The sequence below is a fragment of the Ponticoccus litoralis genome, from assembly GCF_039769985.1.
GTDB classification, from domain to species: Bacteria; Pseudomonadota; Alphaproteobacteria; order Rhodobacterales; family Rhodobacteraceae; genus Ponticoccus; species Ponticoccus litoralis.
The window spans coordinates 236,442-260,361 of the sequence record NZ_JBDNCH010000002.1 but is presented as its reverse complement, the minus strand read 5'-3'; the positions used below and the strand labels follow the sequence as shown (position 1 = coordinate 260,361).

Annotated in this window: 35 protein-coding genes, 1 tRNA gene and 2 pseudogenes; 22 read left to right on the top strand and 16 right to left on the bottom strand. The window is 64.4% G+C overall.

Features of this window, described 5'->3' with window-relative positions; all coding sequences use genetic code 11:
* Positions 1–61 precede the first annotated feature (61 nt).
* The 7 genes and pseudogenes from sufC (at position 62) to ABFB10_RS02295 (ending at position 5,654) form a co-directional block, all read left to right on the top strand.
* On the top strand, positions 62–817 hold the full coding sequence (gene sufC, locus ABFB10_RS02325; RefSeq protein ID WP_206563437.1) for a Fe-S cluster assembly ATPase SufC: 756 nt from the start codon (positions 62–64) through the stop codon (positions 815–817).
* Positions 818–2,096: pseudogene (locus ABFB10_RS02320) on the top strand (SufB/SufD family protein).
* A 20-nt stretch (positions 2,097–2,116) separates the two neighbouring features.
* Complete coding sequence (locus tag ABFB10_RS02315; RefSeq protein WP_347165198.1) at positions 2,117–2,602, top strand: YIP1 family protein; 486 nt, start codon at positions 2,117–2,119, stop codon at positions 2,600–2,602.
* 119 nt (positions 2,603–2,721) lie between these two features.
* Positions 2,722–3,183: a YIP1 family protein gene (locus ABFB10_RS02310; protein WP_347165197.1), complete on the top strand. Its 462-nt coding sequence runs from the start codon at positions 2,722–2,724 to the stop codon at positions 3,181–3,183.
* Positions 3,176–4,397, top strand: a pseudogene (locus ABFB10_RS02305) (cysteine desulfurase). The gene ABFB10_RS02310 and the pseudogene ABFB10_RS02305 overlap by 8 nt, the downstream one beginning before the upstream one ends.
* A gap of 104 nt (positions 4,398–4,501) precedes the next feature.
* On the top strand, positions 4,502–5,515 hold the full coding sequence (locus ABFB10_RS02300) for a methyltransferase (RefSeq protein WP_347165196.1): 1,014 nt from the start codon (positions 4,502–4,504) through the stop codon (positions 5,513–5,515).
* A gap of 62 nt (positions 5,516–5,577) precedes the next feature.
* Positions 5,578–5,654, top strand: a tRNA-Arg gene (locus ABFB10_RS02295).
* 9 nt (positions 5,655–5,663) lie between these two features.
* Here ABFB10_RS02295 and ABFB10_RS02290 read toward each other — a convergent pair.
* From ABFB10_RS02290 to ABFB10_RS02215, 16 genes are all read right to left on the bottom strand, one after another.
* Positions 5,664–6,713 (bottom strand): tyrosine-type recombinase/integrase, encoded by a 1,050-nt coding sequence (locus ABFB10_RS02290; protein WP_347165195.1) that lies wholly within the window; start codon positions 6,711–6,713, stop codon positions 5,664–5,666.
* The gene (locus ABFB10_RS02285) at positions 6,710–6,886 is read right to left on the bottom strand and encodes a hypothetical protein (RefSeq protein WP_347165193.1); all 177 of its coding nucleotides are present in this window, start codon (positions 6,884–6,886) and stop codon (positions 6,710–6,712) included. Before ABFB10_RS02285 ends, ABFB10_RS02290 begins: the two co-directional genes overlap by 4 nt.
* Positions 6,883–7,278 (bottom strand): hypothetical protein, encoded by a 396-nt coding sequence (locus tag ABFB10_RS02280; RefSeq protein ID WP_347165191.1) that lies wholly within the window; start codon positions 7,276–7,278, stop codon positions 6,883–6,885. The genes ABFB10_RS02285 and ABFB10_RS02280 overlap by 4 nt, the downstream gene beginning before the upstream one ends.
* A gap of 1 nt (position 7,279) precedes the next feature.
* Positions 7,280–7,906 (bottom strand): hypothetical protein, encoded by a 627-nt coding sequence (locus ABFB10_RS02275; protein ID WP_347165190.1) that lies wholly within the window; start codon positions 7,904–7,906, stop codon positions 7,280–7,282.
* Entirely contained in the window at positions 7,903–8,595 is a 693-nt protein-coding gene (locus ABFB10_RS02270; RefSeq protein WP_347165188.1) for a hypothetical protein, read from the bottom strand. Before ABFB10_RS02270 ends, ABFB10_RS02275 begins: the two co-directional genes overlap by 4 nt.
* Before the next feature lie 423 nt (positions 8,596–9,018).
* A complete protein-coding gene (locus ABFB10_RS02265) occupies positions 9,019–9,420 on the bottom strand; it encodes a hypothetical protein (protein WP_347165187.1) in 402 nt (133 codons plus the stop codon).
* Complete coding sequence (locus ABFB10_RS02260; protein ID WP_347165186.1) at positions 9,417–9,920, bottom strand: hypothetical protein; 504 nt, start codon at positions 9,918–9,920, stop codon at positions 9,417–9,419. Before ABFB10_RS02260 ends, ABFB10_RS02265 begins: the two co-directional genes overlap by 4 nt.
* The gene (locus tag ABFB10_RS02255) at positions 9,920–10,093 is read right to left on the bottom strand and encodes a hypothetical protein (protein ID WP_347165185.1); all 174 of its coding nucleotides are present in this window, start codon (positions 10,091–10,093) and stop codon (positions 9,920–9,922) included. Before ABFB10_RS02255 ends, ABFB10_RS02260 begins: the two co-directional genes overlap by 1 nt.
* The gene (locus tag ABFB10_RS02250) at positions 10,093–10,791 is read right to left on the bottom strand and encodes a hypothetical protein (protein WP_347165183.1); all 699 of its coding nucleotides are present in this window, start codon (positions 10,789–10,791) and stop codon (positions 10,093–10,095) included. Before ABFB10_RS02250 ends, ABFB10_RS02255 begins: the two co-directional genes overlap by 1 nt.
* A 10-nt stretch (positions 10,792–10,801) precedes the next feature.
* Positions 10,802–11,605, bottom strand: coding sequence for an ERF family protein (locus ABFB10_RS02245; protein ID WP_347165182.1), 804 nt, complete (start codon positions 11,603–11,605; stop codon positions 10,802–10,804).
* A 111-nt stretch (positions 11,606–11,716) separates the two neighbouring features.
* Positions 11,717–12,052, bottom strand: coding sequence for a hypothetical protein (locus ABFB10_RS02240; protein ID WP_347165180.1), 336 nt, complete (start codon positions 12,050–12,052; stop codon positions 11,717–11,719).
* Between the two features lie 13 nt (positions 12,053–12,065).
* Positions 12,066–12,305: a hypothetical protein gene (locus ABFB10_RS02235; protein WP_347165178.1), complete on the bottom strand. Its 240-nt coding sequence runs from the start codon at positions 12,303–12,305 to the stop codon at positions 12,066–12,068.
* A 20-nt stretch (positions 12,306–12,325) separates the two neighbouring features.
* Positions 12,326–12,640, bottom strand: coding sequence for a hypothetical protein (locus ABFB10_RS02230; RefSeq protein ID WP_347165177.1), 315 nt, complete (start codon positions 12,638–12,640; stop codon positions 12,326–12,328).
* A 351-nt stretch (positions 12,641–12,991) separates the two neighbouring features.
* A complete protein-coding gene (locus tag ABFB10_RS02225; RefSeq protein WP_347165176.1) occupies positions 12,992–13,501 on the bottom strand; it encodes a hypothetical protein in 510 nt (169 codons plus the stop codon).
* Complete coding sequence (locus ABFB10_RS02220; protein ID WP_347165175.1) at positions 13,501–13,716, bottom strand: hypothetical protein; 216 nt, start codon at positions 13,714–13,716, stop codon at positions 13,501–13,503. Before ABFB10_RS02220 ends, ABFB10_RS02225 begins: the two co-directional genes overlap by 1 nt.
* Positions 13,717–13,958: 242 nt before the next feature.
* Entirely contained in the window at positions 13,959–14,231 is a 273-nt protein-coding gene (locus tag ABFB10_RS02215) for a helix-turn-helix domain-containing protein (RefSeq protein WP_347165174.1), read from the bottom strand.
* Positions 14,232–14,323: 92 nt separating this feature from the next.
* Here ABFB10_RS02215 and ABFB10_RS02210 point away from each other — a divergent pair, with 92 nt between their 5' ends.
* From ABFB10_RS02210 to ABFB10_RS02140, 15 genes are all read left to right on the top strand, one after another.
* Entirely contained in the window at positions 14,324–14,530 is a 207-nt protein-coding gene (locus tag ABFB10_RS02210) for a carph-isopro domain-containing protein (RefSeq protein ID WP_347165173.1), read from the top strand.
* Between the two features lie 66 nt (positions 14,531–14,596).
* On the top strand, positions 14,597–15,040 hold the full coding sequence (locus tag ABFB10_RS02205; protein ID WP_347165172.1) for a hypothetical protein: 444 nt from the start codon (positions 14,597–14,599) through the stop codon (positions 15,038–15,040).
* A 438-nt stretch (positions 15,041–15,478) separates the two neighbouring features.
* Positions 15,479–15,661: a hypothetical protein gene (locus tag ABFB10_RS02200; RefSeq protein ID WP_347165170.1), complete on the top strand. Its 183-nt coding sequence runs from the start codon at positions 15,479–15,481 to the stop codon at positions 15,659–15,661.
* A 187-nt stretch (positions 15,662–15,848) separates the two neighbouring features.
* Positions 15,849–16,070: a hypothetical protein gene (locus tag ABFB10_RS02195; RefSeq protein WP_347165169.1), complete on the top strand. Its 222-nt coding sequence runs from the start codon at positions 15,849–15,851 to the stop codon at positions 16,068–16,070.
* Positions 16,067–16,420 (top strand): RusA family crossover junction endodeoxyribonuclease, encoded by a 354-nt coding sequence (locus ABFB10_RS02190; protein ID WP_347165168.1) that lies wholly within the window; start codon positions 16,067–16,069, stop codon positions 16,418–16,420. Before ABFB10_RS02195 ends, ABFB10_RS02190 begins: the two co-directional genes overlap by 4 nt.
* A complete protein-coding gene (locus tag ABFB10_RS02185; protein WP_347165167.1) occupies positions 16,417–17,658 on the top strand; it encodes a hypothetical protein in 1,242 nt (413 codons plus the stop codon). Before ABFB10_RS02190 ends, ABFB10_RS02185 begins: the two co-directional genes overlap by 4 nt.
* Positions 17,549–18,328, top strand: a complete 780-nt coding sequence (locus ABFB10_RS02180; protein WP_347165166.1) for a hypothetical protein — start codon at positions 17,549–17,551, stop codon at positions 18,326–18,328. Before ABFB10_RS02185 ends, ABFB10_RS02180 begins: the two co-directional genes overlap by 110 nt.
* Entirely contained in the window at positions 18,325–18,675 is a 351-nt protein-coding gene (locus ABFB10_RS02175; protein ID WP_347165165.1) for a hypothetical protein, read from the top strand. Before ABFB10_RS02180 ends, ABFB10_RS02175 begins: the two co-directional genes overlap by 4 nt.
* Positions 18,672–18,833 (top strand): hypothetical protein, encoded by a 162-nt coding sequence (locus ABFB10_RS02170; protein ID WP_347165164.1) that lies wholly within the window; start codon positions 18,672–18,674, stop codon positions 18,831–18,833. Before ABFB10_RS02175 ends, ABFB10_RS02170 begins: the two co-directional genes overlap by 4 nt.
* Positions 18,830–19,426, top strand: a complete 597-nt coding sequence (gene nusG, locus ABFB10_RS02165; protein ID WP_347165163.1) for a transcription termination/antitermination protein NusG — start codon at positions 18,830–18,832, stop codon at positions 19,424–19,426. The genes ABFB10_RS02170 and nusG overlap by 4 nt, the downstream gene beginning before the upstream one ends.
* A 252-nt stretch (positions 19,427–19,678) precedes the next feature.
* On the top strand, positions 19,679–20,188 hold the full coding sequence (locus ABFB10_RS02160; protein ID WP_347165162.1) for a terminase small subunit: 510 nt from the start codon (positions 19,679–19,681) through the stop codon (positions 20,186–20,188).
* Between the two features lie 704 nt (positions 20,189–20,892).
* Positions 20,893–21,564, top strand: a complete 672-nt coding sequence (locus ABFB10_RS02155; RefSeq protein ID WP_347165161.1) for a phage terminase large subunit family protein — start codon at positions 20,893–20,895, stop codon at positions 21,562–21,564.
* Positions 21,561–22,982 (top strand): DUF4055 domain-containing protein, encoded by a 1,422-nt coding sequence (locus ABFB10_RS02150; protein ID WP_347165160.1) that lies wholly within the window; start codon positions 21,561–21,563, stop codon positions 22,980–22,982. Before ABFB10_RS02155 ends, ABFB10_RS02150 begins: the two co-directional genes overlap by 4 nt.
* A gap of 74 nt (positions 22,983–23,056) precedes the next feature.
* Positions 23,057–23,638 (top strand): DUF6651 domain-containing protein, encoded by a 582-nt coding sequence (locus ABFB10_RS02145; RefSeq protein ID WP_347165158.1) that lies wholly within the window; start codon positions 23,057–23,059, stop codon positions 23,636–23,638.
* The gene (locus ABFB10_RS02140) at positions 23,550–23,834 is read left to right on the top strand and encodes a DUF6651 domain-containing protein (protein ID WP_347167911.1); all 285 of its coding nucleotides are present in this window, start codon (positions 23,550–23,552) and stop codon (positions 23,832–23,834) included. Before ABFB10_RS02145 ends, ABFB10_RS02140 begins: the two co-directional genes overlap by 89 nt.
* Positions 23,835–23,920 lie beyond the last annotated feature (86 nt).

Sequence of the window (23,920 nt, the reverse complement as noted above, 5' to 3'; positions counted from 1 at the left end):
ACCGCGCAGCACGCTGCGCAGATCGAACAGGCCCCTGACGGGGCAGACGAAAGGACGAAAGATGCTTGAGATCAAGAACCTGCACGTGAAGCTGGAAGAAGAGGACAAGCAGATCCTCAAGGGCGTGAACCTGACCGTCGAGGCGGGCAAGGTGCATGCGATCATGGGGCCGAACGGCTCGGGAAAGTCGACGCTGTCCTACGTGCTGTCGGGCCGTGACGGCTATGAGGTGACCGAGGGTTCCGCCACCCTGCTGGGCGAGGAAATCCTCGATATGGAGCCCGAAGAGCGCGCCGCCGCCGGCCTGTTCCTTGCCTTCCAGTACCCGGTCGAGATCCCCGGCGTCGGCAACATGACCTTCCTGCGCACCGCGGTGAACGCACAGCGCAAGGCGCGCGGCGAGGAAGAAATGTCCTCGACCGACTTCCTCAAGACCATCCGCGCCAAGGCGGCAGAGCTGAAGATCGACGCCGATATGCTGAAGCGCCCGGTGAACGTGGGCTTCTCGGGCGGCGAGAAGAAGCGCAACGAGATCCTGCAGATGGCCATGCTGGAACCCAAGATGTGCATCCTCGACGAGACCGACTCGGGCCTTGACGTGGACGCGATGAAGCTGGTGTCCGACGGCGTGAACGCGCTGCGCGACGAGGGGCGCGGCTTCCTTGTGATCACGCACTACCAGCGCCTTCTGGACCACATCAAGCCGGACGTCGTGCACATCATGGCCGATGGCCGCATCATCAAGACCGGCGGACCGGAGCTGGCCCTCGAGGTCGAGACCAACGGCTACGCGGACCTGATCGCGGAGGAGGCGTAAATGGCTTTGCCCCGGGCGAAACAGACCGCAACCGACGCACGGCTTGCCGCGCTGACCCTGCCCGAGGGCGGCTGGTCCGCGTCCGCCCGCCGCGACGCGCTGTCCCGCGTGCAGGCCATGGGCCTGCCCGGTGCGCGCGACGAATACTGGAAGTTCACCCGCCCCGATACGCTGAACGCGGTCGAGGCGCCCGAGGCCGAGGCCTTCGAAGCCCATGAGGCGCCGATCTTCGGCGAACGCGAGCGGCTGCAGATCGTCTTTGTCGACGGTGTCTTCGACGCCGAGGCCTCTGACGATTTCTCGCTGGAAGGGGTGGAAATCGCCCGTCTGGCCGATGTCGCGGATATCCACTGGGCGCAGGACCTCTATGGCACGCTCGAGGCCAAGGGCCAGAGCCCGGTGCAGCGGCCCTACGCGGCGCTGAACACCGCCTTTGCCACCGATGGCCTGCTGATCCACGTGACCGGCAAGCCCTCGAAGCCGATCCACATCACCTACACGCACAAGGAAACGCGCTCTGACGCGATCCTGCACCACGTGGTGAAGGTCGATGCGGGCTGCGAGGCGACGATCCTTGAAAACGGTCCCGCCGCCGCGCGTTTCAACCATGTGATCGAGGCGGATATCGCCGAGGGCGGCGCGCTGCATCACGTCCGCGCGCAGGGCCGTGACCACGCGCGCCGCGCGGTGACGCATGTCTTTGCCCGTCTGGCGCAGGAAAGCACCTTCAAGAGCTTCACCCTGACCATGAACGGCGTGCTGACCCGCAACGAGGCGGTGATCGAGTTCACCGGCGACGACGCGGTGGCCCATGTCGCGGGCGCCTGCATGGGCGACGGCGATTTCCACCACGACGACACAGTCTTCATCACCCATGACGCGGTGAACTGCGAGTCGCGTCAGGTCTTCAAGAAGGTGCTGCGCAACGGCGCCACCGGCGTCTTCCAGTGGCAAGATCCTGGTGCAGCCCGACGCGCAGAAGACCGACGGTTACCAGATCTCGCAAAGCCTCTTGCTGGACGGGGACAGCCAGTTCCCGGCCAAGCCCGAGCTTGAGATCTACGCCGACGACGTGGCCTGTTCGCACGGGTCGACCTCTGGCGCCATCGACGAGGACAGCCTGTTCTACCTGCGGGCCCGCGGCGTGCCGCGCGGCATCGCCGAAGACATGATGACCATCGCCTTCATCGCCGAAGCCGTGCAGGAGATCGAGGACGAGAGCCTGCGCGAAGAACTGGTGGACCGCGTCGAGGCCTGGCTGGCCCGTCGTCGGGCCTGAGCCGAAGGAGGGCAGGGCGCGTGTCTGTCACCACCGACATCGCGGCCAGCTTTCGCGGGCCGGGCGCGGTGCTGCGCCGCATCTTTGCGCAGCCCGCGTCCGAGGCGCGGGCGCTGGCCTTCCTCATGGGGGGCTGCGGCGTGATGTTCGTGGCCCGCTGGCCCGCGCTGGCGCGGCAGGCGCATCTGCAGGATCAGGACCTGAACATGCTCTTGGGCGGCACGTTGCTGGCGGTGGTCTTCTTCGTGCCGCTGATCCTCTACGCGCTGGCCTTTCTGGTGGCGCTGCTCGCCCGCGCCATGGGCAGCGGCATGACCGGCTACGGGTCTCGCGTGGCGCTGTTCTGGGCGCTGCTGGCGGCCTCTCCGCTGATGCTGCTGAACGGGCTGGTGGCGGGCTTCATCGGCCCCGGACCGGCGCTGACGCTGGTCGGCCTGCTCTGGGTCGTGGCCTTCGGGCTGTTCTGGATCAAGGGCCTGCGCATCGCGGCTGAGGTGGGCGCGTGAACCCGGCGGGCATCCTGTCGCTGGCCCTGCAGACTGTGGTCTCGCCGCGCGATGTGGCGCGGCTGCTGCTGTCGATCCGGTAGGGGACAGAGGCGCTGTGGACCGCCTTCGCGCTGGTCGTGGTGCTGAACACGCTGGTCTTTTCGGCCTCGCATCTTCTGGCGCCCGTGCCGGTGCCGGGGGTTCTGGCCAATCCGGCGGTCTTCGCCGGGATGCAGGCCGCCGTCCTCGCCTCGACCATCGCCGCGCTGACATGGGTCGGCGGGCTGTTCGGCGGCACCGCGCGGCTGCGCGACATGGCGCTGCTGCTGATCTGGATGCAGGCGCTGCGGGTTCTGGCGCAGGCGCTCATGGCACTGGTGCTGCCGCTGGCGCCGGTGCTGGGCACCGGGGTCTTCATGGCGATCACCGGGCTTGGCCTGTGGATCCTGCTGAATTTTATCGACGAGGCGCACGGGCTGGGCAGCCTGCTCAAGGCCGGTGCCGTCGCGGGGCTGGGCCTTCTGGCCATGGCCTTCGCGCTGTCGATCGTACTGGCCCTCGCGGGGGTCGATCCGAACGGGATGGCAATGAATGTATGACGTAGAAACGATCCGCCGCGACTTTCCGATCCTGTCGCGAGAGGTCAACGGCAAGCCGCTGGTCTACCTCGACAACGGTGCCTCGGCGCAGAAGCCGCAGGTCGTCATCGACGCGGTGACCGAGGGCTATGCCGAGGAATACGCAAACGTTCACAGGGGCTTGCACTACCTGTCAAACCTCGCGACCGAGAAATACGAGGGCGTGCGCGAGATCATCGCTCGCTTTCTTGGTGCCCCCGATCCCGAGGAAATCGTCTACACCACCGGCACCACCATGGGCATCAACATGGTCGCCTACGGCTGGGCCATGCCCCGGCTGGAACCCGGCGACGAGATCGTCCTGTCGGTGATGGAGCATCACGCCAATATCGTGCCCTGGCATTTCCTGCGCGAGCGGCAGGGCGTGGTGCTGAAGTGGGTCGACGTGGATCTCGACCGGCGCGCTGGACCCGCAAAAGGTCATCGACGCCATCGGCCCGAAGACCAAGCTGGTCGCCGTCACCCATGTCTCGAACGTGCTGGGCACCGTGGTCGACGTCAAGGCGATCTGCGAGGGCGCCCGCGCCAAGGGGGTGCCGGTGCTGGTCGACGGCTCTCAGGCGGCGGTGCATATGCCGGTGAACATCCCCGACATCGGCTGCGATTTCTATGCCATCACCGGGCACAAGCTTTACGGCCCCTCCGCCTCTGGCGCGATCTGGATGAGCAAGGCCCGCATGGCCGAGATGCGCCCCTTCATGGGCGGCGGCGACATGATCAAGGACGTGTCGAAGGACGAGGTCACCTACAACGACCCGCCGATGAAGTTCGAGGCGGGCACGCCGGGCATCGTCCAGCAGATCGGCCTTGGCGTCGCGCTGGAGTACATGATGGGCCTCGGGATGGAGAACATCGCCGCCCACGAGGCCAGCCTGCGCGATTACGCCGTGCAGAAGCTGTCCGGCCTCAACTGGCTGTCGCTGCAGGGCACGACAGCGGACAAGGCGGCGATCTTCTCCTTCACGATGGAGGGGGCGGGCCATGCGCATGACATCTCGACCATCCTCGACAAGAAGGGTGTGGCGGTGCGCGCGGGCCATCACTGCGCCGGGCCGCTGATGGACCAGCTTGGCGTCACGGCGACCTGCCGCGCGTCGATGGGCCTGTACAACACCGAGGCCGAGATCGACACGCTGGTCGAGGCGCTGGAGCTGGCGCACGATCTCTTCGGCTGATCCGCGGGCAGCGGGGCGGTCCGTTTACGACATTCGGGTGTCGTTTCTGGAAGATTGGGGTCGAATGCGCTAGGCAGGGGGTAAGCCAAGAACGGAGGACCCCCATGGCAGCATTGGAAACGGCGGAACAGGTGTCCGACATCGCTTTCGGCTTCATGGGGTCCAAGGCGCTGTTCGCGGCGCTCGAGGTCGGGGTCTTCACCGAACTGTCCCGGCAGCCAAGCACCGCCGCGCAACTGGCCGAACGCACGGCGGTGGATGCCGACCGGGCAGAGACCCTGCTGACGGCGCTTGCAGGGCTGGGTCTTGTGGTGGGTGAGGGGGGCACCTACAGCAACGCCCCCGCCGCCGAGGCCTTTCTGGTCAAGGGCGCCAAGCATGATTTCGGCGACTACCTGCGGCTTCAGGTCGGGCGGCAGATGTACGGGCTGCTGGACCAGATCGACCATGCGCTGACCGACCGGCTGCCCGAGGATGCGACTGGCTCCTATGCCGAGTGGTTCTCGGACCCGGAACAGGCGCGGCTTTACTCCCGCTCGCAACACGCGGGCTCTCTGGGACCGGCGCGGCAGCTGCTGCGGCGCGTCGACCTGTCCGGCGCGCATAGGCTGCTGGATCTGGGCGGCGGCACCGGGGCCTTTGCCATCACGCTCTGCGCCGCCAACCCGGGGCTGTTGGCGACCATCGTCGACTTTCCCAACGTCGCGGCGCTGGGGCGCGACTACCTGGCAGAGGCCGGGCTGTCGGACCGCATCACCTATGTCGAGGGCAACGCGCTGGAGTGCGGCTGGCCGGGGGATCAGGACGTGGTGCTGATGTCCTATCTCTTTTCCGGCGTCCCCGGAGAGGCCCATGCCGGGCTGCTGCGGCGGGCCTACGATTCGCTTGCCCCGGGCGGGCGGCTTCTGCTGCACGATTTTGTCGTCCGCGCCGACCGCAGCGGGCCGAAGCTGGCGGCGCTCTGGCAGTTGCAGCACACCGCCTTCACGCCCCGCGCCCGCTCTCTTGACGCGGGATGGCTGGCCGAGGCGCTGACGGCTGCAGGCTTTACCGGGGTCGAGATCGACGACCTGATCCCCGAGATGACGATGCTGGCCGTCGCGCACAAGCCTGCCTGACGGAAGAACCCGTGGGAAAGCGTCTTGCGCAGGTCCGCGTTGCAGGTTAGACGACGGCGCAGGCACCCGTAGCTCAGCTGGATAGAGCGCTGCCCTCCGAAGGCAGAGGCCAGAGGTTCGAATCCTCTCGGGTGCGCCACATAATTTTCTAACTGCCTGATTTGCTACGGCAATCCACGACAGCACCCCGCGAGTTTCCAGCCGAGTTTCCAGAAACCAGTGCTTTTTTGTTCGCGGCACGAGTGTATTCGCTGACTTCCTGCAAGGTCTCGTGTCCCGTCCATGCGCCGATCTGGTGCGGCGTCCAGCCGTTCTCGGCCAGGATGATTGCCCGAGCCTTCCGCAATCCGTGGGCTGTCCTGCCGGTCAGTTTGGCCTTCCGCGCCGCGTTGGCGATCAGGTTCGAAAGCCCCTTTACGCTTCGGCTTCGACCATAGGCGGTCTTCGTGAATATCGTCTCGGGTTCGACCGCCCGCAGGAACGCCTTGCGATCCGCTTCAAGGAATGGGGCGACGGGCGCCGTGACCGGCAGTAGCACGTTGCCCCCGGTCTTCTCCTGCGTGAATGAGAGGTAGCCGTCGGAGCTGACGTTCTGCCAGCCGATTCGCACACCGTCGACGCAGCGGGCGGCGGTCCAGAACAGCATCTCGAAAGCCTGCCTTTGCGGCGTGCCGAAGGACCAGAAGGCGCGGAAGGCGTCAACGTCCTCTTGCGACCACGGGGCGTGTGGTGTCGCCTTCATGGCGCGGATCTCGGCGTCTTTGGCCGGGTTGTCGGGGCGCCAGTGCTCGGCCTTGGCGTAGGCCATGAGCGCGCGCCAGATGGTGCGATCAGAGCGCGCCGCGCCGGGCGGCAACTTCCGAAGCGCCTTTTCGATGTGAACGGTGGTCAGCTTCGCCACAGGGGCCGTGCCGTATTCAACCTGCATCTTCGCCAACCGTCGCCGCCAGACTTGTTGCGTCGTCCCCTTACGGGCCTTGAAGTCCGGGCTGGCGAGGAAGAGGCCGATCAGGCTGGCAAGGCTATCGTCGCGCGGCGCGACTTCTTCGGCCTCAATATAGGCGCGCAGGAAGTCCGGGTTGTTCTCGGCCAGGTTCGGCAGTGGCACCAGTTTGCCACGCACGCGGCGATACTTGTAGATCCTGCCGTCAGGCTTCGTGACGACCTTGATGCCTTTCAGCCTGACGCCTCTGGTCATTCGAACGCCGCTTCCCAACCTTCTGCCGCCTGCGCTGACTTGGCTGTTTGACTGTCTGGCGTGAATTCATACACCCGCGCACCATTCCTGACCACGATGGTGACGCCTTCCTCGCGAGCCACCTGGGCGGCTTCTCGCAAGGCCTTGGCGCTGAGAGGGCGGGGCGCGGTCATCTGGTGGCCTCATCGAAACGGACGTGATTTCCTTTCGGCGTGACCAGCGAGAGGATGTGCGGTACGCGGCGCACCTCTGCCTCGGCTTCGGCGCGGGTGTATCGGCCAGCCGATATCCCGTCGCTGGTGTAGCCGGATAGGTTCGAGCTGTAAAAAGCATCATGCTTGCGCGACCAAATCCGGTAAACTTCCTCGGCCCCGAACAATATGCGCTGGATCTCTCCCGCGCGCATATAGTCCGAGCGGCGCACGGCTTCGGTCAAAAGAGTTTCAAGACGCTGCCGCCTGCGCCGCTCATTGCGTTTGCGGCGTAGGTCTTTCGGCGCCTGTGTGAAAAGCTCAAAGCAGGAGAGGTTTCGGAGATCGTTGCGGGAGACCTTCACCCACCACATGTTATTGATGTTGTAGAAAGCCTGTCCGCGCCGAATGCGGCTCGTCGCGTCCTGCGAACCAGACGATTTGCCCATGTTCGATCAGCATCCCGTCGGCGCTTGTGCGGTTGCCGTCAATCCGGCAGACCGGGCGGTAGAGTTCTTTGTCGCTATGCCAAGACTCTGCGTAAGCTTTGGCAATGCGCTGATCGGCTGTCAGACCATTCTCGCGCCCACGGGTCACATTCGCTTCGCAGCGCTCCATGAGCCAATCGGTCAGGCGGATGCATTCGAGATGAAAGCGCTTTTGGTCCAGGAATGGCATCCGGTCCAGCTTATCGAAGTCATAGCGCCGTCCGTTCCTGTTGGATTGGCGCGCATTCGCGGACCAAATTTCGAACTTGACCGCGCGGCCAGTGATTTCAATGGAGGCGCGCAGCGGACCCTTAGCAGCCAATCGGTGGTCCGGGTTTAAGCAGCGGTAATGTTTGCGAATATTCGGATCCTCATGGACCGCCCAGCCATGATCCCGCATCACCCGGATCAAGCCGCTGTAGATTTCCGCGCGAAAGGTCGGGTCATTGGGATCATCTTGCCACACACCAATGCTGGTATCGTGCAGGCGGATGTCTACTTTGCGACGGGTCATGCTGCTGTCTCCTGTGCGAGGGCGTAGCCACCCCACTGTTGGGCCGCGGCGGTCATCATGCCGGGGAAGGACCGGCTGCGAAGGCGGGCGCGCTCGGGGCCGGGCGGCATGCGGTGCACGCGGTTCCAGCGCTTCCACTCGTCGCTGCCGTGGTCGGGCTCGGGCAGGCGCGCGGTCTCGGCCAACCCGGGTAGGCCGGCCAGGTACCAACCGGTCGCCTTGTAGGCGGGTTCTCCGAACCAGAACGGCTGGACCACCTGAGGGGCGGGAAGATCGGCAAGCATTCGGTCCCGCGCGAGGTCGTTCATCTCGGGGTTCTCGATTGCGCGGCGGGGGATGGGCGCGGACCAGCAGGCGGTGAAGATGTCGACGCCTTCCTCGAACTCGGCCTTCATGTCGTCCCAGGTGCGGCCCTTGGGCAGGCGCTTGGGCGGCGTCCATTTCCCCGGCCCGGACATCCACCGTCGACCGGATCGGCAAAGCCGGGTGCAGGGCGGGTGCATCACGCAGAGCAAATCCCAGCCCTCGTGCAAGATGCCGTCGCGGATATCGCAGCGGATGTGCCGGTTCGAACCGTCCTCGACCGCCTCGATGTCGCAGGACCAGACGTCATGGCCGAGGGCGGCGAAGGCGCGACGGGCGATGCCGGAGGTCTCGCAGCCGATGAGGACGCGCAGCGGTAGGCTCATTCGAACACCCTCACAGCTGTAAGGCAGGCGGCAGAAATCACGATGATCACGATTGCCCAGCGGACCGCCACGGAACCGTAGGCTCGGGGACTCAGTGTCCGCGAGGTGCGACGACGGTCGCCGCTCTGGAAGCTGACCAATGCCTCGGGCGTGCGGGGGATTTTGTCGTTGGTGGGCCTCATGCGGCACCCCCTTCCTTTCGGGCAGCGAGTTGCGCCCTAGCTTCATCTATGGTCGTCAGGAGCGTGTCAGGCCACTGGCTATCGTTCGCGAGGTCAGCGAGATCCTCCGCAAAGCCTGCTGCAATGCGGGCGCAGCTTTCGATGGGTACGCGAGCTTCCTGCGCTTTCTGGTGAGCGCGCAGCAGGTCACGAGTGAATTCAGCAGTGGGACTGAGCCCGTTGTCGTTCTCTTGGGGCGACATTAGAAGTCAATCTCCATGCTGGAAAGGGCGGCGCGGGTCGGGGCGATGAAGCCGTAATCCTTGCCATGCCGCCGATGGAATTCGGCGCGGTTCTTGTGGAAGAGGCTGTGGCAACCGCTAGGGCCGCCGCAGAGCGGAATGGTGTCGCGGTCGCCGGACTTGGACCCGGCGCCGGGGAGGCGGGTGTACAGGCCGCGCTCATTGAAGTCGGGCAGGTCGCGGCAGTGGTGCGCATCGGTCGGGCCGTGCTTGCCGCAGGCGCAGCAGGGCAGTGCTTTGACGCGGCGCATGTAATCCAGATCGGCTTGACCAGCGGCGCTGGACCGGTGCTTGCGGCGCTTGTCCGACACGGGCTTGATCCGGGTCTTCGCGCGAAGAGGTGTCTTGCGTGCGAGGGTCATGCTGCGCTCCTCCGCAGATCGTCAGCCGTCACACCCAGCTTGTCAGCGATCCAGTCCAAGATGGCGGTCTTGCTCTCCTGGAAGCGCTCCCTGCCCATGGCGCGGGTTGACTGGCTCTCCGGCGTCCAGATGGTCAGCACCGGGCCGCGAACCTGACCGATCGCGTACCCCTCGGCGCGGGCCTCGGCACGGACCAGTTCCGCCTTGATCCGCCGCGCGGTGGCGTTGGCCCCACAGTCGAGCGTGTAGGTGCGATGAAACCCGGTCGCGATGAGAGCGTGCTTGCGAAGGGTCTCCGGCGTCTCCGCCCACGGCATACCGAGGCAACTATCGGGTAGGCTGGCCCATGCGTCGTTGATCCACGCGAACTGGTGCTTGTGGCTCTGGGGCGAGCGGGCGCGCTCGATGGACACGAACACGGCCTCGCCTTCGTCCAGCGCGGGAGGCTGGTTGGTCATCAGGCGCAGAACGCCGCCTATCCATCGGGCGCGATACTCCATCAACCAGCCCCCACGCCGATCAGGTAGCCGGTGATGATCTCATCTACCTCGGCTTTGGTTAGACCGCTTTCAGATGCCAGGTCTTCAGCAATGGCGTCACGATCCGGCCCCTGCGGTGACCTGTTCGCGGAGACGCGATCTTGGTAGGCGTCGAAGATGTCGGCGGCGGTCATCAGAACGCTTCCCGCTCTTCCCACACGCGCACGCCAGTAATCGGGCGGGCCTTGTGGTTCTTGCGCACGTATTCCTCGATGAACGCCGTGATCGCGTCCCTGTCGTGGCGTGCAATGTCGTGCAGTGCGTCTTTGTGGTCGGTGATTTCGTAGCGCGTGACCTTGCGCAGGCCCTTGACCGCACCGGCGTCCTTGCGGGCCGCCTGCGCGGCCTTCTCGGCTTCCATTGCTTCCCGGCGGGCTTCCTCGGCGGCGCGCTGTTCTTCGATGTTCGCGGTGTCCGCTTTGCGGTCCGCTTCCTCGGCGGCGCGGCGCTTGGCCTCGGCCTCTTCCCATGCCTTGCGCTCGGCGGCGCGCTTCTCTTCGGCCAGCTTGCGCTTGAAGCCGCCCACCAGAGCGGCGAGGCCCTTGGAAATGCGGTCAAGATCGTCCAGCGTGGGCTTGTAGCGGTTCAGCGCCTCTTTCCATGCGTCGTGCAGGGGCGCGCTCTCCGACTTCTGCGCGGCAGTCACGTCCTTCTTTGCCGCCTTGATTTCCTTGGCCAGAGCATCAACCGCGTTCATCGCGGCCTCGTCCTTGACCGGTTCGCCGTCAAGCCAGCCTTCGGCCTCAGTGATGAAGTCGCCATAGGGCGCGAGGGCCTCGTTCAGCGGGTCCGGCGGTCGATTGTGGCCAGCGGCAGGGGTCATGTCGTTCATGGCGGAGTCCTCAGTAGGGGATTTCGTTCGGGTCGATTTCTGCGGCTGTCGGGGTCTTGGGAGCGGCGGCGATGAACTTTGCCTTCACTTCCGCGAACAGATCGTCGGGCAGTTCGTCTCTGGTCGCCTTCTCCGTCTCCCAGAGTTCAGCCAGATCATCGCGGTTGCCCTTGCGCCGGTTGATCGCTGTGATCAGGCGGTCGGCTGCGGCGCGGGGGTTGAATGCGGGCGGCTCAGGCTGGCGGTTTTGACCGGGGCGCGGCGCCGCGCCCTGCGCGTCGTCGTCAACCTCTGCGGACAGCCCAAGAGCGGCCTTTAGCGTGTACCGCTGCAAGTAGGTTACGGCGCTGCCCACAGCCTGAAACGGGTTCTTCGAGCCAGACCCATCGGGGGCGCAGGCAAGGGATGTTTCCTCGCTGTGTCCGTTGGCGTGAGCGATGATGCACGTCACCCTGACACCGCCTTGCCCTTGGTCAGTGCGGAAGCGATAGGACAGGCCGAACCGCGAAAGGATCGGATCGATGACCTTGGCAATCCCGGCCAACGTCTCGTGCTTGTAGTGCGTGCGGCCCTTGCTGGTGCTGAAATCGACCGTTGCATCCTTCATGATCGGCGGGATCTCAGCGCGGGCACCGGCCAGCGCGGCTGCGAACGCGATCCGCGCATTGTCCCGGTCATAATCACGCTTGAGCGCAATCATCCGTTCCATCTTGTCGAGGTCGGCGTCGGGGTTCAGCACAAGTCGCTCGATCATGCTCACCATCGGATCGGCAGGGATGGCCTCGTGGGCCTGATGTTTGGTCACAGCGTTCATTTCAGCAGGCTCCACAGGTCGAGTTGATGACTTCGATGGCAACCGCGATGCCCCAGCCGGTGGCGAGGGAAGCGACGGCAAGGAGGGTCCAGTCGGCGAGGCGCACGGCGTTCACTCAGCGGCCATGCCGAAGCCGAAGGGGAACAGGGCCGGATGCTCGTGCATCCACGCACCGCGCGGCGTGTCGCTCTCGGAGGAGGCGATGGACCGCAGTTCGTTCAGAACCAGGTCGGTCACGTCCGCGCAGATCCCGGCCTCCACATCGGCATGGATGACCCGAACGCTTTCGACGCCGCGAATGTCGAGCAGCCCGTCCTCGACCGATGCAACGGCTTCCTTGAGCGTGCCGGGCGCCCGTGCTTCGCGGGTCTCGTTCTCCATGCGAATGCACTCGACCACGCCCTCGTGCTGGCTTCTCCATTCGGCGGTATAGGTGATGAGGTACATGTGTCGTCTCCTCTCAGGCGGCTTGCTCAGCCGGGGCAGGGGTTGCAGAGGACACCCAATTGCGAATGCCGTTGATCCAGTTCCCCATTTCGCTGGAGCCATCGGCGCGCGACCATTCGTGACGCTGAAACCAGCGCAGGCCGTCGAACTGCTGCCAGATGCGATAGTGGGTGTATCCGCCGTGCGAGAGGCCCGGATACCGGGGGCCGTCCTTGCATTCCTGCCATTCGGTGACGCGTGTCTCGGTTGCCATGTGTCGTCTCCTCTCGCCGCTCAGGCTGCGCGACAGCGCGGCTTGGTGGGCTGGTGGCGGTAGTGGTGGAATGCGCTGGGGCGGTAATCGACCGGCCCATAGCTTTCGGCGCTGCGAGGGTCGGCGATGCCGAGATCAACAGCCGCCGCGTGCGCTTCCCGTGCAGCCTTGTCGATTTCCATGCCAAGCCAGCTCTGGTCCGCGCTGGCCTTCTGCGCCTGCTTCGGCGTCAGGTCTTGAAGCGACTTTTCGCTGAGCTTCATCTGCTGCTTGCGCATGCGTGTGAGGCTCTGAATCTGCTTCTTCAGTCGTTCGAGATCGTCAAGTTCCAGCATGTCGTCTCCTCTCGCCGCTTCGTGCGGCTGGTGTTGTCAGCCCCGCGATCAGCCGCGTTGTGCGGTGTCAGCGGCGGGGTGTGAGGAAACATAGCTACGCAATATGCGTAGTGTCAACATGAGAAGTAAGCAAAATGCGTATTATTGATCGCGCGACCCGCCCGGCATGCTACAGTGCCGGTGTCAGCGCGGTGCTGGCGGAATGAAAAAGCCCGGCGCGATGGCCGGGCGGAGAGGGGAGATTATGGATGGGGAAGAGTTCGCACGGCGTGCGAGAAGAGCTGCCAGAATGAGTTTGGTTAGCTTTGCAGTAAGCCTATTCTCTCTTGGATTCTCGCTTTGGGCTGGAGGTTACTTCTTTTGACCGTCAGCCCAGTGCCATTCAACATGCAGATGTTTGGGATCGAAATTGCCTTTGGCGAAGAGTCTTAGGTAGATGGTCGGTCTAGGCGTGTGGCCAGCGTCCCCTTTGTATTCTTGTTCCCCTCCGGCCCCCAGGCGGAAGCGATAAGAAATTTCACGGGCCGCTCGCTCTTCGGGTAGGGCGTCCACCTCTGTAATGGGGTATGAGTGAGGTTTGCCTACGAACTGCGCATCTTCGTGAAGTAATACGACGCCGGGCTTCGCGTACTTCAACCGTTCTATTTGGACGCTAACAGGCTCAAAGTTTCTGGCCGCTATGCTCACGAAACGCCAGCCCTCGAACTTGGAGAATGGCTGGCTAGATACCTCGAATGCGGGCGCCTTCCTCTTGGCACTGTCGCGGGTGATCTTGGCGACAACATGGCCGCTGTAAGCCTGCCACCCTGTGAATGCGGCACTCCCAATCGCGACAATGAAGGCCCAGTCGGCTTTATCCATCAAGCCTTCCTCGCCAGTTCCGCCACCACCAAGCGCGCTAGCCGCCGTGTTTCCTCGTCCGCCCCTCGGGCGCCTTCCATGAAGCTCTGGCCGAACTCCTCTCGGGCACCTTGGTCGCTTACCAGCCCGCGCACCAAGTCGACCATCATCCGGACCGCCGCGCTACGGGTTGCGACAAGCTCGCGCTCAAGCTGGATGATGCGGAGGTCTTCCATCACGCCTTTCTCGCGAGCTCCGCAGGCCAGTGCCGGGGCGCGGGGAGGGTGGGCGCGGACTCGCCTTGACGCGCCGGGCTGTCCATCAGTAGGGTGAACATATCGGGAACATCGAGCCTGAAAGTGGAAGTGCTAGTGACACCGGAAGACGAAGATGCGCGAATCTTGCGCGCCCTCAAGAACGCTCGACGGGTCTCCGGTCTTCCTCTGGATTTCTGGGCTGATCTCACGGATGGGCTTCCCTACAGTTCGGTGGCGATCCTGTGCGGGAGGTCCGACCTGTTTCCGAAATACGTGAACTCCAAGGGGATCGAGTAGACTTTTCGCAACTTCTTGGCGACGGGCAGGGGAAGATCACGCCTGCCGTTCTCGTAATCGCCCCACGCCTGGGGCGACATGTCCAATCTGGCCGAGAACTCTTTCTTGTTCAGGCCGGACAGTTCTCTGATGCGCGTCAGGCGAGCGCAGACTGCCTCCCTCGCATCTTCCTGATCTTCAAGCACAATCGACCCCATCAATGTTGGGGCCATCCTAGATAAACAAACTGCGAACTGCATTTAGCAATGTGCGTATTGACCGCGATACGCAAGATGCGTAGTTTGCCGCTATGGATCACATTGCGCATATCTGGCCGACCATGGCTGAACTGGCCGACGACCTCGGTAAACCCTACTCGACTGTGGCGGCGTGGAAGCAACGTGGCCGCATCCCCTCCGATTACGACACCGACATGATCGCGGCTGCAAGGGCTCGCGGCCACGTCTTGACGTACGAGCAACTCGCGGTTGCCCGCTCCCCCCGATCCGCCGCCTGAACACGCATTTCCCATGCGTCAGACATGGGACAGCGCGCCGTCAACAGCAAGGAAAGAGCATTTCCGATGACCCCCGATATCGCCGCCCGGATGTTCAAGAACCTCGTTGCGCAGGCTCGCGGTACTGCCGCTGCCGCCGCCATCATCGAGTCCGCGGTAGGGCACTCCATCAGCGAGGGGAGCCTGTCCCGGATCAGCAACGGCAACGCTGAGGTGCCGATGCTCTGGGCCTGGGCGCTGATGGATGCGGTGAAAAACCCCTGCTTCGACACCTACCGGGCGCAGACCCGCGAAGCCACCGCCGATGGGTGCCCCTACGAACTCACTGGCGAGGCGTCGAAAGAGCATGGCGAGGCCATCGAGTGGGGCCTGAAAGCGGCGCGGTCATCCAGCGCGAAACACTGGTCCCGAGCCGCTGTCGAGTATCGTGAGGCAGCGACCAAGCACACGGAAATGGCCAACCTCTGTGAAGCCCGCGCCGAAACCGTCGATCTGGGGAAGCGCGCATGAGATTCACAGCACAGCGCGCCAAGATCATCGACTACCTCCGCGCCTACGGCCCCATGACCACAGAGGACATGATCTCCCGCATGGGGGGTAGATCGCGACCAGAAACGGATCATCCGGCGGCTGGAGAAGGCGGGCTGCGTCTCCGTTCGGGACGACACCATCCGCCTGCTACCTCCGGGCTACATTCTTGCTGGATCTTTCCCGGCAAAGGTGGATCGATGATCCCCTGCCAACCCCACACCGGCGACTTCCTCCCCGCCGGTCAGCGCAGGGCGGGCCTCCTCCCGACTGCCCGCTCTGCGCACCAGGTTGCCGTCTCTACTCACGGAACACGGCTGCGCGCGACCGGAGCATTGCCGAGGTGCTTCTTGGCAGCCCGGCGCGCGCCATTGATCCCGGCCCCGGGGCACAGGGGCAAATCCCATGAGAGGACCTTCAATGTCCGAAAACAACCTGACCACCTCCCAGAAAGAGCATCTCGAAACCCTGAAGAAGGCCAAGCCTGCGGCTCGTGCCATCCCCGCGGTCGTCGGTGCCGGGCTGGTCCGCCTCGGCCTCGCCGCCAAGGCGCCGGGCGAGGCGGCATGCTCCCGGGGCTACGGCAGCTTCAAGGCGGCCTGAGGCTGACTGAATCCCGGGCGGCGCGGGGACTCGCCGTGGTTTCCCTGTCGGTTCTGTCGAACCGCCAACTCGCCGGGGCTTCGGTCCCGGCGCTTTTCCCTGACGACCGAAAGGATCCGTGATGGCTGGGAGCTTGAACAAGGTCACCCAAGGAGGCGGCCCAGGGGCAGGCACTGCGGATTGTCCGGTGAAATCTACCGGACGGAAGCCTGCGAAGAAGCGCCGCGACCTGTTCGGATTGCGCGCTAAATGGCTCCGTTTTGCCGATGATCGGCAGCTTCGGCGCCTCGCCAAGCTGCACGTCCGTATCGAGCGCCGCAAGTCCCTGATCGCGGAAGACCATGCTGAGCGCCTGCGCATTCAGGATTGCTGCGTCAAGCGTATGGAGCGGGCCGGGAGGCTGCATTGACGAAGTCCAGCACCGTCACTCTGCCATGGCCGCCGTCTGCGCTCTCACCGAACGCCCGGGGGCACTGGGGTATCAAAGCGCGGCACGCGAAGAAGTACCGGCGCGATGCACGCATCCTCTGCTTGGCGCAGGGCTTGCGCGCGTTGTCTGCCGAAGCGCTCTCTCTGCGGATCACCTTTAACCCGCCAGACCGCCGAGCCCGCGACATCGACAACATGATCGCCAGCGCCAAGGCTGGGCTTGACGGTCTCGCAGACGCCACCGGTGTCGATGACAGCCGCTGGTCGATCACGACCCGCAAGGGCCAGCCCGTGAAGGGCGGAGCCGTGGTCATCGAGGTGACGGCATGACACACCTCGACCGCATAGCCGAGCTGTCCGCGCCCGAGATCCGAGGTGCCCGGAGCAGGCTGAACGATTCCGTTTTGCGGCAGGTGATCCCCGAACAGCCGGGCGAGCGTGCCGCTGTCATCGCGCGCGCCAAGGTGCTGCGCGTCGAGCTGGAAGCCATAAAAACAAGGTGTGCGCGCGACTGTGACCCTATCGCGCCCATCCGCGCCTACGGCGCCCATCCGATCGCGGGGCACAATTGCTCAGACGATTCGGATGTGCCCGGGGGCAGAATAAATGACCCAAATTTTCGACCTTCAGCTCCCGGCAGGAGCAGCAGGGGGCAAACACGCCCAGCACCACGCCCCGCGCGTCGAGGTGCTGGAGCGGCTTCTGCAGGAGATGCAGGGATGAGCGGAGGAACCTTCAATCTGGCGCGCTCTATCTGGGATCATCCGGCCTTCCGGCGGGAGAAATTCACCGAGCGCGAAGCATGGATCTGGATGCTGGGAGAGGCAAGTTGGAAGCCTCGCGTTACCCGCGCTGGCGATCTTGTCGTAGCGCTGGAGCGTGGTGAACTTGTGCTGTCCAGCCGCTTCGCCGCTAAATGTTGGGGTTGGACGGACAGCAAGGTCCGTCGCTTCGTTGATCGTCTCCAAAAACTCGAAATGGTTAGCGCTAAAAGCGACGCAGGTGTGACCGTCGTAACTATCTGTAATTACGAAATATTTCAGGGTGGCGGCGCAGCATCCGACGCGCGACCGACGCAGGACCGACGCAGGACCGACGCAAACGAGAAGAAGGATGAAAAAAGGATGCAAGAAGGGGAAGAAGAGACTTCGTCTTCTTCGCCGTCTGGCGACGGCAGCGCGCCTCGGCCGGCCAACGATCTTTCTCACGCTGTTTCCCGGTTCAACGCAGCCGCCGAAAAGGCGGGATGGTCGCAGGTTCAGAAGCTGAACCCTTCCCGCTCAAAGCTGCTCCGCGCCCGCCTGAAAGACTGCGGCGGTGTCGAGGGCTGGGAGGTGGCCCTTCGCAAAGCTTTCGACAGCGATTTCTGCCGAGCGAGGACGGCGAAGCCTTGGACCGGCTTCTCCTTCGACTGGCTCATCAAGTCCGCGAACTTCACCAAGCTCCTGGAGGGCAACTATGACAACCGAGATCAGCACGCGCCTCGCGAACAAGGCCCCGGCGGAGGTGGATCAGGCAATTCTCTCGCAAGCATCGCAGCTCGGCGTCGCCTTGAGGGCCGGGTATAAGACCGTCTTCCCCAAGGGCGGCGGTAGCTACGACATGGTGACGGGATACGACGTGGGCGGAAGCGTCACGCAGGCCCCGGCAATGCTTCGTTCGGTGCAGGCCGCCAGCACGCCAGCCGAGACCCGATCCATCGAGGGATGGCTTGCGGAACTGTCCGTCCTGACCATTCCCCGCAAGGGCGACGAAATGAGCGGCGAGGTGACGCTCGTGGCCTATGCCTCGCGTCTTGGCCAGTACCCGGCGGATATCGCCCGCGCGGCGCTTCTCGACCATCCGTGGAAGTTTTGGCCGTCGTGGGTGGAGCTTCAGGACGTATGCGACCGGCTCAACGCGCCGCGCCGCCACATGGCCGCCGCTCTGGCAAACCCGGCCGCGCCAGAACCCGACCCGGTGGCGCCGCGGGCCACGCACGAACAAACCAGCGCCATTCTTGCAGGCGCTGGCTACACCCCGAAGCGCCTCGACGAAGTGCGCCGCCATCGCATGGCCTCGACCGACGCCGAGATGCAGGCCGCCGACAAGGCCCCGGCACACCACTGGTCCGAGACCGTCGCGCCGGACAGCCCCGAGATGGAGGCGCTGCGCAAGTCGCGCGACGAAAACCCCCTCGTGCAGGAGGCCCGCCGGATGCAGATGGCCCGCGAGGAAAGGCAGAAGGCAAGCGCATGACCGAACGCGAAGCGGCCATCCTCGCCGCGCTGTGGGGCGGGTGCCTGACCCGCAGGCAGATCGCCGAGAAGATCGGTATCTCCGATCCTGGGCGCCTCTTCGACGCGCTGACGAAACTGGTCCGGCATGACCGTATCACGCGCCACCCGACGACTCCGCTGACCTACTCCCTGCCGGAGTGGAAGCCCGCGCCTGAGCCCGTCGAAGCTGAACCCAAGCCGGTCCGCCAGCAGATCCCGACCCTGCGCGCCAGCCGATTGGACGGGGGAGCCGCTGGCACCATGCACATGGTTTCCGTTGCCCCGTGGCCCGGTTCGGGGCCGGCCCCCCGGGAGGTGAGCGCATGAGCCTCCCGGACGGATACGAGACCCGCTTCTACGCCAAGGTCAGGCAGCGGCACGAGAGGGAGCGCGCCGAACAGGGCAAGAGCGCAGAGGCGCGGGCCACCCGGTGCGGCAGCATCACCGCGCGGGCGGACGAAATTGAGCAGGAGCAGGCAGGGTGACATACCATATCGGGCAGATCGAGAAGGCCAACCTGGAGACCTGGGGGCGTCGACCGATCTTTCTCAAGGGGGCGCCGGGCGGGGGATCGCGCTGGCATGCGCTTACGGTTCCGCCCCAGAAGGAGGATGCAGCCGAGGCATGGTTGAAGCTGCGCGGCGTCTACAGCTTCCACCCAGTGACGCGCCGCACAACGAAGCTCAGGGGCAAGGTCATTGAGCGTGAAAGCCGATATCTGCCCGGCCTCGTGTTCGCGAGCTTCCCTGGCGTTGCCGTCCGCAGTCGTGTGACCGACTGCCCGTTCATCACAGGCGCAATCACCCTCAAGAGCGGGCACTGGGGTATCATCGTGCCTGACGACATTCGGCGCCTGCACGCCATGCGCTCGATTGACGATGAGCAAAAGCGCCAGAGATCCGAGGCGGCGAAGATCCGAAAGGGCGACCGGGTTCGGGTATTGTCCGGCTTGCTCGGTGAAGGGCAGGAGGTCGAGGTGTTCGAGATCCGTGCAGGAAGGGCACGCTTCAAGCTCCACATGTTCGGTGCCGAGATCAATGCCGAGGCAGATATTGACCGTCTCCACAAGCTCGGGTAGGTTTCGGGTGTCCCTACGCTGCATAGACCCCGGATCGGGCAACACTGGCAGAAGGGTGGGCGGTGAGACGGGGCCGAAGACGCCGCGTCACTGACGCCCGAATAGCGCCCGGCCAAGTGCTGGGCGTTTCGATTCCAAGGGGAAGCTGTCCGGCCCCGACGCACTCTAGGCTGCGTGACCAAGGTCGCAACGCCCCGACAGCCGAGAGGGTGGAAGGCCCTCACACCTCACAGCACGGATAGGAGACGATGCATGAGCCTTACGGCGAAACAGGCGCGTTTCGTCGAAGAGTACCTCATCGATCTGAACGCAACGCAGGCGGCCATCAGGGCTGGATACAGCGCGAGGACGGCGAAGTCACAAGGCCAGAGGCTGTTGACCAATGTTGACGTTGAGCGCGCCTTAACGGAAGCGCAGGCAGCACGCTCGCAACGAACGCAGATCAAAGCCGATTGGGTGCTGTCTCGCCTCGCAGACGAGGCTGTCGCGGACTTGGCGGATATCTACACGGCAGACGGGCAGCTTCGGCCAATTCACGAGTGGCCACTCATCTGGCGTCAGGGGCTTATCACGGGCGTTGACGTTGAAGAGATGCGGGTCGATGGCGAGGCCGTAGGCCATATCCGCAAGGTGAAGATTTCCGACCGCATCAAGCGGATTGAACTGATCGGCAAGCACGTCGATGTGCAAGCGTTCCGGGAACAAGTCGAGCAGACCGGGGCGATCACATTCACGGTGACCCAGGACGACGCGGAGCTGTGACCCAGATTGGCCACAATGGCGGGCCACCCATTGCCACCCTGACGCCGCGCCAGAAGATCGCCAACCGGCTTCTCGGCAGCGCGGCGCGAAACATCATGCTCCGGGGCGGCTCGCGTTCGGGCAAGACCTTCATTCTGGTTCGGGCGATCATCCAGCGGGCGCTGAACGCTCCAGGTTCACGCCACGCCATCTTCCGCTTCAGGTTCAACCACGCGAAAACTTCGGTCTGGTCGGATACCATCCCGAAGGTGCTGAAGCTCTGTTTCCCGGGCTGCGTGTCAGGTTCGACAAGACGGACTTCTATGTCGAGCTGCCGAACAAGTCGCAGATCTGGATTGCCGGGCTGGACGACAAGGAGCGGGTCGAGAAGATCCTCGGTCAGGAATACTGCACGCTGTACTTCAACGAGTCCTCGCAGATCCCGTGGGGCTCGGTGGAAACTGCCATGTCGCGCCTCGCGCAGAAGTGCGCGCTCGCGCCGGAGATCGCCAAGGCCACGGGGCGGACGTGGCTGGCGCTCAAGGCCTACTTCGACTGCAATCCGCCATCCAAGCTGCACTGGTCTTACCAGATGTTCCGGGCGAAGCTGAAGCCGGGAACGAAAGAGGCCCTGCCAAATCCCGACGATTACGTCGAGATGCTAGTGAACCCGGTACGACAACGCCGACAATCTGCCGCCCGAATACTTCGAGGTTTTGGCCAGCATGAGCGCGGCCAAGCGGCTGCGTTTCGAGGCGGGCGAGTGGGCCAGCGAAGTCAACGGTGCACTCTGGGCGCTGGAGGACCGGAAGGCGCCGGACGGAAAGACCATGCCGGGGCTCGACAGCCTGCGACGCACTATCGAACAAATGCCGCAGCTACGGCGTATCGTCGTCTCGGTTGATCCTTCGGGCACCAGGGGCGACGGCGGCGGAGATGATATCGGCATTGTGGTGGCGGGGCTCGGTGTCGATGGTCACGCCTACATCCTCGAAGACGCAACGTGTCAGATGAGCCCGGAAGGATGGGGCAGGCGAGCGGTTGAGCGATACCACGCCCACGGCGCAGACAGGATCGTTGGAGAGCGAAACTTCGGGGGCGATATGGTTCGCTTCACCGTGGCTACGGCTGATAGAAAAGCAGCTTTCAAGGAAGTGGTAGCAAGCCGCGGGAAGGCTGTTCGGGCTGAGCCGATCAGCGCCCTATACGAGCAGGGACGCGTACATCACGTCGGCAGCTTCGCAGACCTCGAAGACCAGATGTGCAATTTCACAGCTTCCGGCTTTGTCGGGGACGGCTCACCCGATCGCGCTGATGCGCTGGTCTGGGCGCTCACTGAACTGATGCTCGAAAAGCAGAAGCGCGCGCCGCTCACCGGGAGCTACGGAACCGCATGATCGACACACCAGACACCCGCAGCGCCGATATGCAGGTCATGTTGCCAAAGTGGAAGAAGGTTGCGGCCATCCTCGGCGGCACCGACGCCATGCGCGAGGCCGGCGAAGTTTACCTGCCGAAATTCGCGTCTGAGCCGCGCGAGGCTTACGAGGTGCGCCGCAAGAACGCGCGCTTCACCAACCTGTTTTCGGACGTGGTCGAGAACTTGGCGCAGCGCCCGTTTTCGGATGTGGTGACGTTGGAGGACGGCGCGGACGCTCAGCTTGTGACCTTCTGCGAGGACGTGGATGGGCGCGGCAACAACCTGCACGTCTTTGCCGGTGGGCTGTTCCATGACGCCATCGCGTCCGGCGTGGACTGGCTTTTGATCGACCATCCCAACGCCCCGGCAGATCGGGTGCGCACGGTGGCCGACGAGCGCGCGCGCGGGATCCGCCCGGTGTGGTGCCGCTACGCCGCAACGGACATGCTGGCGGTTCACTCGGAGCGCCTTGGCGGGGTTGAGCATATCGTTCACGCCCGCATGGCCGAAACAGCCACGACCCGCGAGGGGTTCAAGGAAGTCACCAAGCCCCGCGTGCGGGTGCTGAACCGGGACGTGATCCGCGACGATACGGGCGCGGTGACGGCCATTGGATCGGCAACCTGGGCGATCTGGGAAAAGCGGAAAACCGACAGCGGGAAGGAAGAATGGCGTGAAACTGCGGGCGGACCGCTTACCATCGGTGTCATTCCTCTGGTCCCGGTTCTCATGGGGCGGCGTTTGTCAGGCTGGCGTATCAAGCCGCCGATGCAGGACGTGGCAGACCTGCAGGTCGAGTATTTCCAGCAGGAAAACGGGATCAAGAACGCCAAGAACCTGACGGCCTTCCCAATGCTCTCGGGCGACGGCGTGACGCCAGACGTGGGCGACGATGGCGCGCCCGTGCCCCTGGTTGTCGGGCCCGCAACCGTTCTCTACGCCCCAGACGGTGGATCGTGGAAGTACGTCGAGCCTCAGGCCACGGCGCTCACCTTCCTGAAAGACGACTTGGCCGCGCTGGCACAGGAAATCCGCGAACTCGGGCGCCAGCCGCTGACCGCCCAATCGGGCAACTTGACCGTCATCACCACGGCGTTCGCCGCGCAGAAGGGCAACAGCGCCGTGCAGGCATGGGCTTTGGCGCTCAAGGACGCGCTTGAGCAGGCGCTTGTCTTTACCGGCCTGTGGATGGGCATCGAGGGCGGGGCAACCGTCAAGATCAACACCGAATTCGACCACGGCATAGGCGCGGAGGATACCTTCACACATGTCTTGGCGATGCACGAGGCGGGCATCATTGGTGCCGACGTTGTGACCCACGAGTCCAACCGGCGCGGCATCACCGACCCGGAATATGACGGCCTCACGAGACGACCCGACGACGAAGACGAGTAAGCCAGACCTGTGGATGCAGGCGGCGCAACGGACCGGACGGTCCACAGCAACGGCGTGAAGCCGGAGGATACCCCATGAAACTCAAGACAATCGAGCAAGACGGCAAGACCTTTGCCGAGGTTCAGGACGGCAAGCCGGTCTACGTGGCCGATGATGGCACCGAAACCGCTCTGGACGTGCCGGGCATGAAGGCCACCATCACCAAGCTGAATGGCGAGGCGATGGGCCACCGCAAGGCCAAGGAGGACGCGGAGAAGGCGCTCAAGGCCTTCGAGGGCATTGAAGACCCGGCGGCAGCGCTCAAGGCGCTGGAAACCATGCAGGGCATGGACGGCGGCAAGCTGATGGACGCGGAAAAGGCGGCTGCCGAGCGCAAGGCCGCTGTCGAGGCAGCCACCAAGACCTTCACCGAGCAGCTGGAAACCGAGCGCAAGGCCCGGGCCGATGCGGAAGGTTCCCTGCACAAGGAGATGATCGGCGGGCGCTTCGCCCGGTCGGGTTACATCTCCGAAAAGCTCGCAGTTCCGGCTCGCCATGGTCGAAGCCACTTTCGGCGGCAATTTCCAGATCGAGGACGGCAAGGTCGTTGCGCGCGACGCCTCGGGCAACCCGATCTATTCCGATGCGAACCCCGGCAGCTTTGCGGACTTCGATGAAGCCCTCGGTAAGCTGGTCGGCGCGTCTCCGTTCCGCGACAGCATCCTGAAGGGCGCGAACCAGTCAGGCAGCGGCTCGCAGGGTGCGGGCAGCGGCGGTGGCGGGGCAAAGACACTTTCCCGCGCGCAGTTTGACGCTTTGGACGGGGCCGCGAAGGCCTCCCACATGGCTGACGGGTACACCGTCACCGACTAATTCGCCGCGCCTCGGATGGGGCAGGCGCCTGGGCCGGATGGCCCGTCTTCGGACGCAACGTCCGGCCTTTAATCGCCAGCAGTAAA

Excerpts from the sequence above, each read along its gene's own strand:
- ABFB10_RS02215 (WP_347165174.1), bottom strand. The coding sequence starts at position 14,231 with ATGGGGTCGATTGTGCTTGAAGATCAGGAAGATGCGAGGGAGGCAGTC.
- ABFB10_RS02200 (WP_347165170.1), top strand. The coding sequence starts at position 15,479 with ATGTCCGAAAACAACCTGACCACCTCCCAGAAAGAGCATCTCGAAACC.
- ABFB10_RS02235 (WP_347165178.1), bottom strand. The coding sequence starts at position 12,305 with ATGGCAACCGAGACACGCGTCACCGAATGGCAGGAATGCAAGGACGGC.
- ABFB10_RS02290 (WP_347165195.1), bottom strand. The coding sequence starts at position 6,713 with ATGACCAGAGGCGTCAGGCTGAAAGGCATCAAGGTCGTCACGAAGCCT.
- ABFB10_RS02185 (WP_347165167.1), top strand. The coding sequence starts at position 16,417 with ATGACACACCTCGACCGCATAGCCGAGCTGTCCGCGCCCGAGATCCGA.
- ABFB10_RS02145 (WP_347165158.1), top strand. The coding sequence starts at position 23,057 with ATGAAACTCAAGACAATCGAGCAAGACGGCAAGACCTTTGCCGAGGTT.
- ABFB10_RS02225 (WP_347165176.1), bottom strand. The coding sequence starts at position 13,501 with ATGGATAAAGCCGACTGGGCCTTCATTGTCGCGATTGGGAGTGCCGCA.
- ABFB10_RS02160 (WP_347165162.1), top strand. The coding sequence starts at position 19,679 with ATGAGCCTTACGGCGAAACAGGCGCGTTTCGTCGAAGAGTACCTCATC.
- ABFB10_RS02210 (WP_347165173.1), top strand. The coding sequence starts at position 14,324 with ATGGATCACATTGCGCATATCTGGCCGACCATGGCTGAACTGGCCGAC.
- ABFB10_RS02265 (WP_347165187.1), bottom strand. The coding sequence starts at position 9,420 with ATGACCCTCGCACGCAAGACACCTCTTCGCGCGAAGACCCGGATCAAG.
- ABFB10_RS02220 (WP_347165175.1), bottom strand. The coding sequence starts at position 13,716 with ATGGAAGACCTCCGCATCATCCAGCTTGAGCGCGAGCTTGTCGCAACC.
- ABFB10_RS02280 (WP_347165191.1), bottom strand. The coding sequence starts at position 7,278 with ATGTGGTGGGTGAAGGTCTCCCGCAACGATCTCCGAAACCTCTCCTGC.
- ABFB10_RS02205 (WP_347165172.1), top strand. The coding sequence starts at position 14,597 with ATGACCCCCGATATCGCCGCCCGGATGTTCAAGAACCTCGTTGCGCAG.
- ABFB10_RS02155 (WP_347165161.1), top strand. The coding sequence starts at position 20,893 with ATGAGCGCGGCCAAGCGGCTGCGTTTCGAGGCGGGCGAGTGGGCCAGC.
- ABFB10_RS02175 (WP_347165165.1), top strand. The coding sequence starts at position 18,325 with ATGACCGAACGCGAAGCGGCCATCCTCGCCGCGCTGTGGGGCGGGTGC.
- ABFB10_RS02285 (WP_347165193.1), bottom strand. The coding sequence starts at position 6,886 with ATGACCGCGCCCCGCCCTCTCAGCGCCAAGGCCTTGCGAGAAGCCGCC.
- ABFB10_RS02180 (WP_347165166.1), top strand. The coding sequence starts at position 17,549 with ATGACAACCGAGATCAGCACGCGCCTCGCGAACAAGGCCCCGGCGGAG.
- ABFB10_RS02245 (WP_347165182.1), bottom strand. The coding sequence starts at position 11,605 with ATGAACGCTGTGACCAAACATCAGGCCCACGAGGCCATCCCTGCCGAT.
- ABFB10_RS02300 (WP_347165196.1), top strand. The coding sequence starts at position 4,502 with ATGGCAGCATTGGAAACGGCGGAACAGGTGTCCGACATCGCTTTCGGC.
- ABFB10_RS02150 (WP_347165160.1), top strand. The coding sequence starts at position 21,561 with ATGATCGACACACCAGACACCCGCAGCGCCGATATGCAGGTCATGTTG.
- sufC (WP_206563437.1), top strand. The coding sequence starts at position 62 with ATGCTTGAGATCAAGAACCTGCACGTGAAGCTGGAAGAAGAGGACAAG.
- ABFB10_RS02170 (WP_347165164.1), top strand. The coding sequence starts at position 18,672 with ATGAGCCTCCCGGACGGATACGAGACCCGCTTCTACGCCAAGGTCAGG.
- ABFB10_RS02230 (WP_347165177.1), bottom strand. The coding sequence starts at position 12,640 with ATGCTGGAACTTGACGATCTCGAACGACTGAAGAAGCAGATTCAGAGC.
- ABFB10_RS02250 (WP_347165183.1), bottom strand. The coding sequence starts at position 10,791 with ATGAACGACATGACCCCTGCCGCTGGCCACAATCGACCGCCGGACCCG.
- ABFB10_RS02255 (WP_347165185.1), bottom strand. The coding sequence starts at position 10,093 with ATGACCGCCGCCGACATCTTCGACGCCTACCAAGATCGCGTCTCCGCG.
- ABFB10_RS02260 (WP_347165186.1), bottom strand. The coding sequence starts at position 9,920 with ATGGAGTATCGCGCCCGATGGATAGGCGGCGTTCTGCGCCTGATGACC.
- ABFB10_RS02240 (WP_347165180.1), bottom strand. The coding sequence starts at position 12,052 with ATGTACCTCATCACCTATACCGCCGAATGGAGAAGCCAGCACGAGGGC.
- ABFB10_RS02270 (WP_347165188.1), bottom strand. The coding sequence starts at position 8,595 with ATGAGCCTACCGCTGCGCGTCCTCATCGGCTGCGAGACCTCCGGCATC.
- ABFB10_RS02275 (WP_347165190.1), bottom strand. The coding sequence starts at position 7,906 with ATGACCCGTCGCAAAGTAGACATCCGCCTGCACGATACCAGCATTGGT.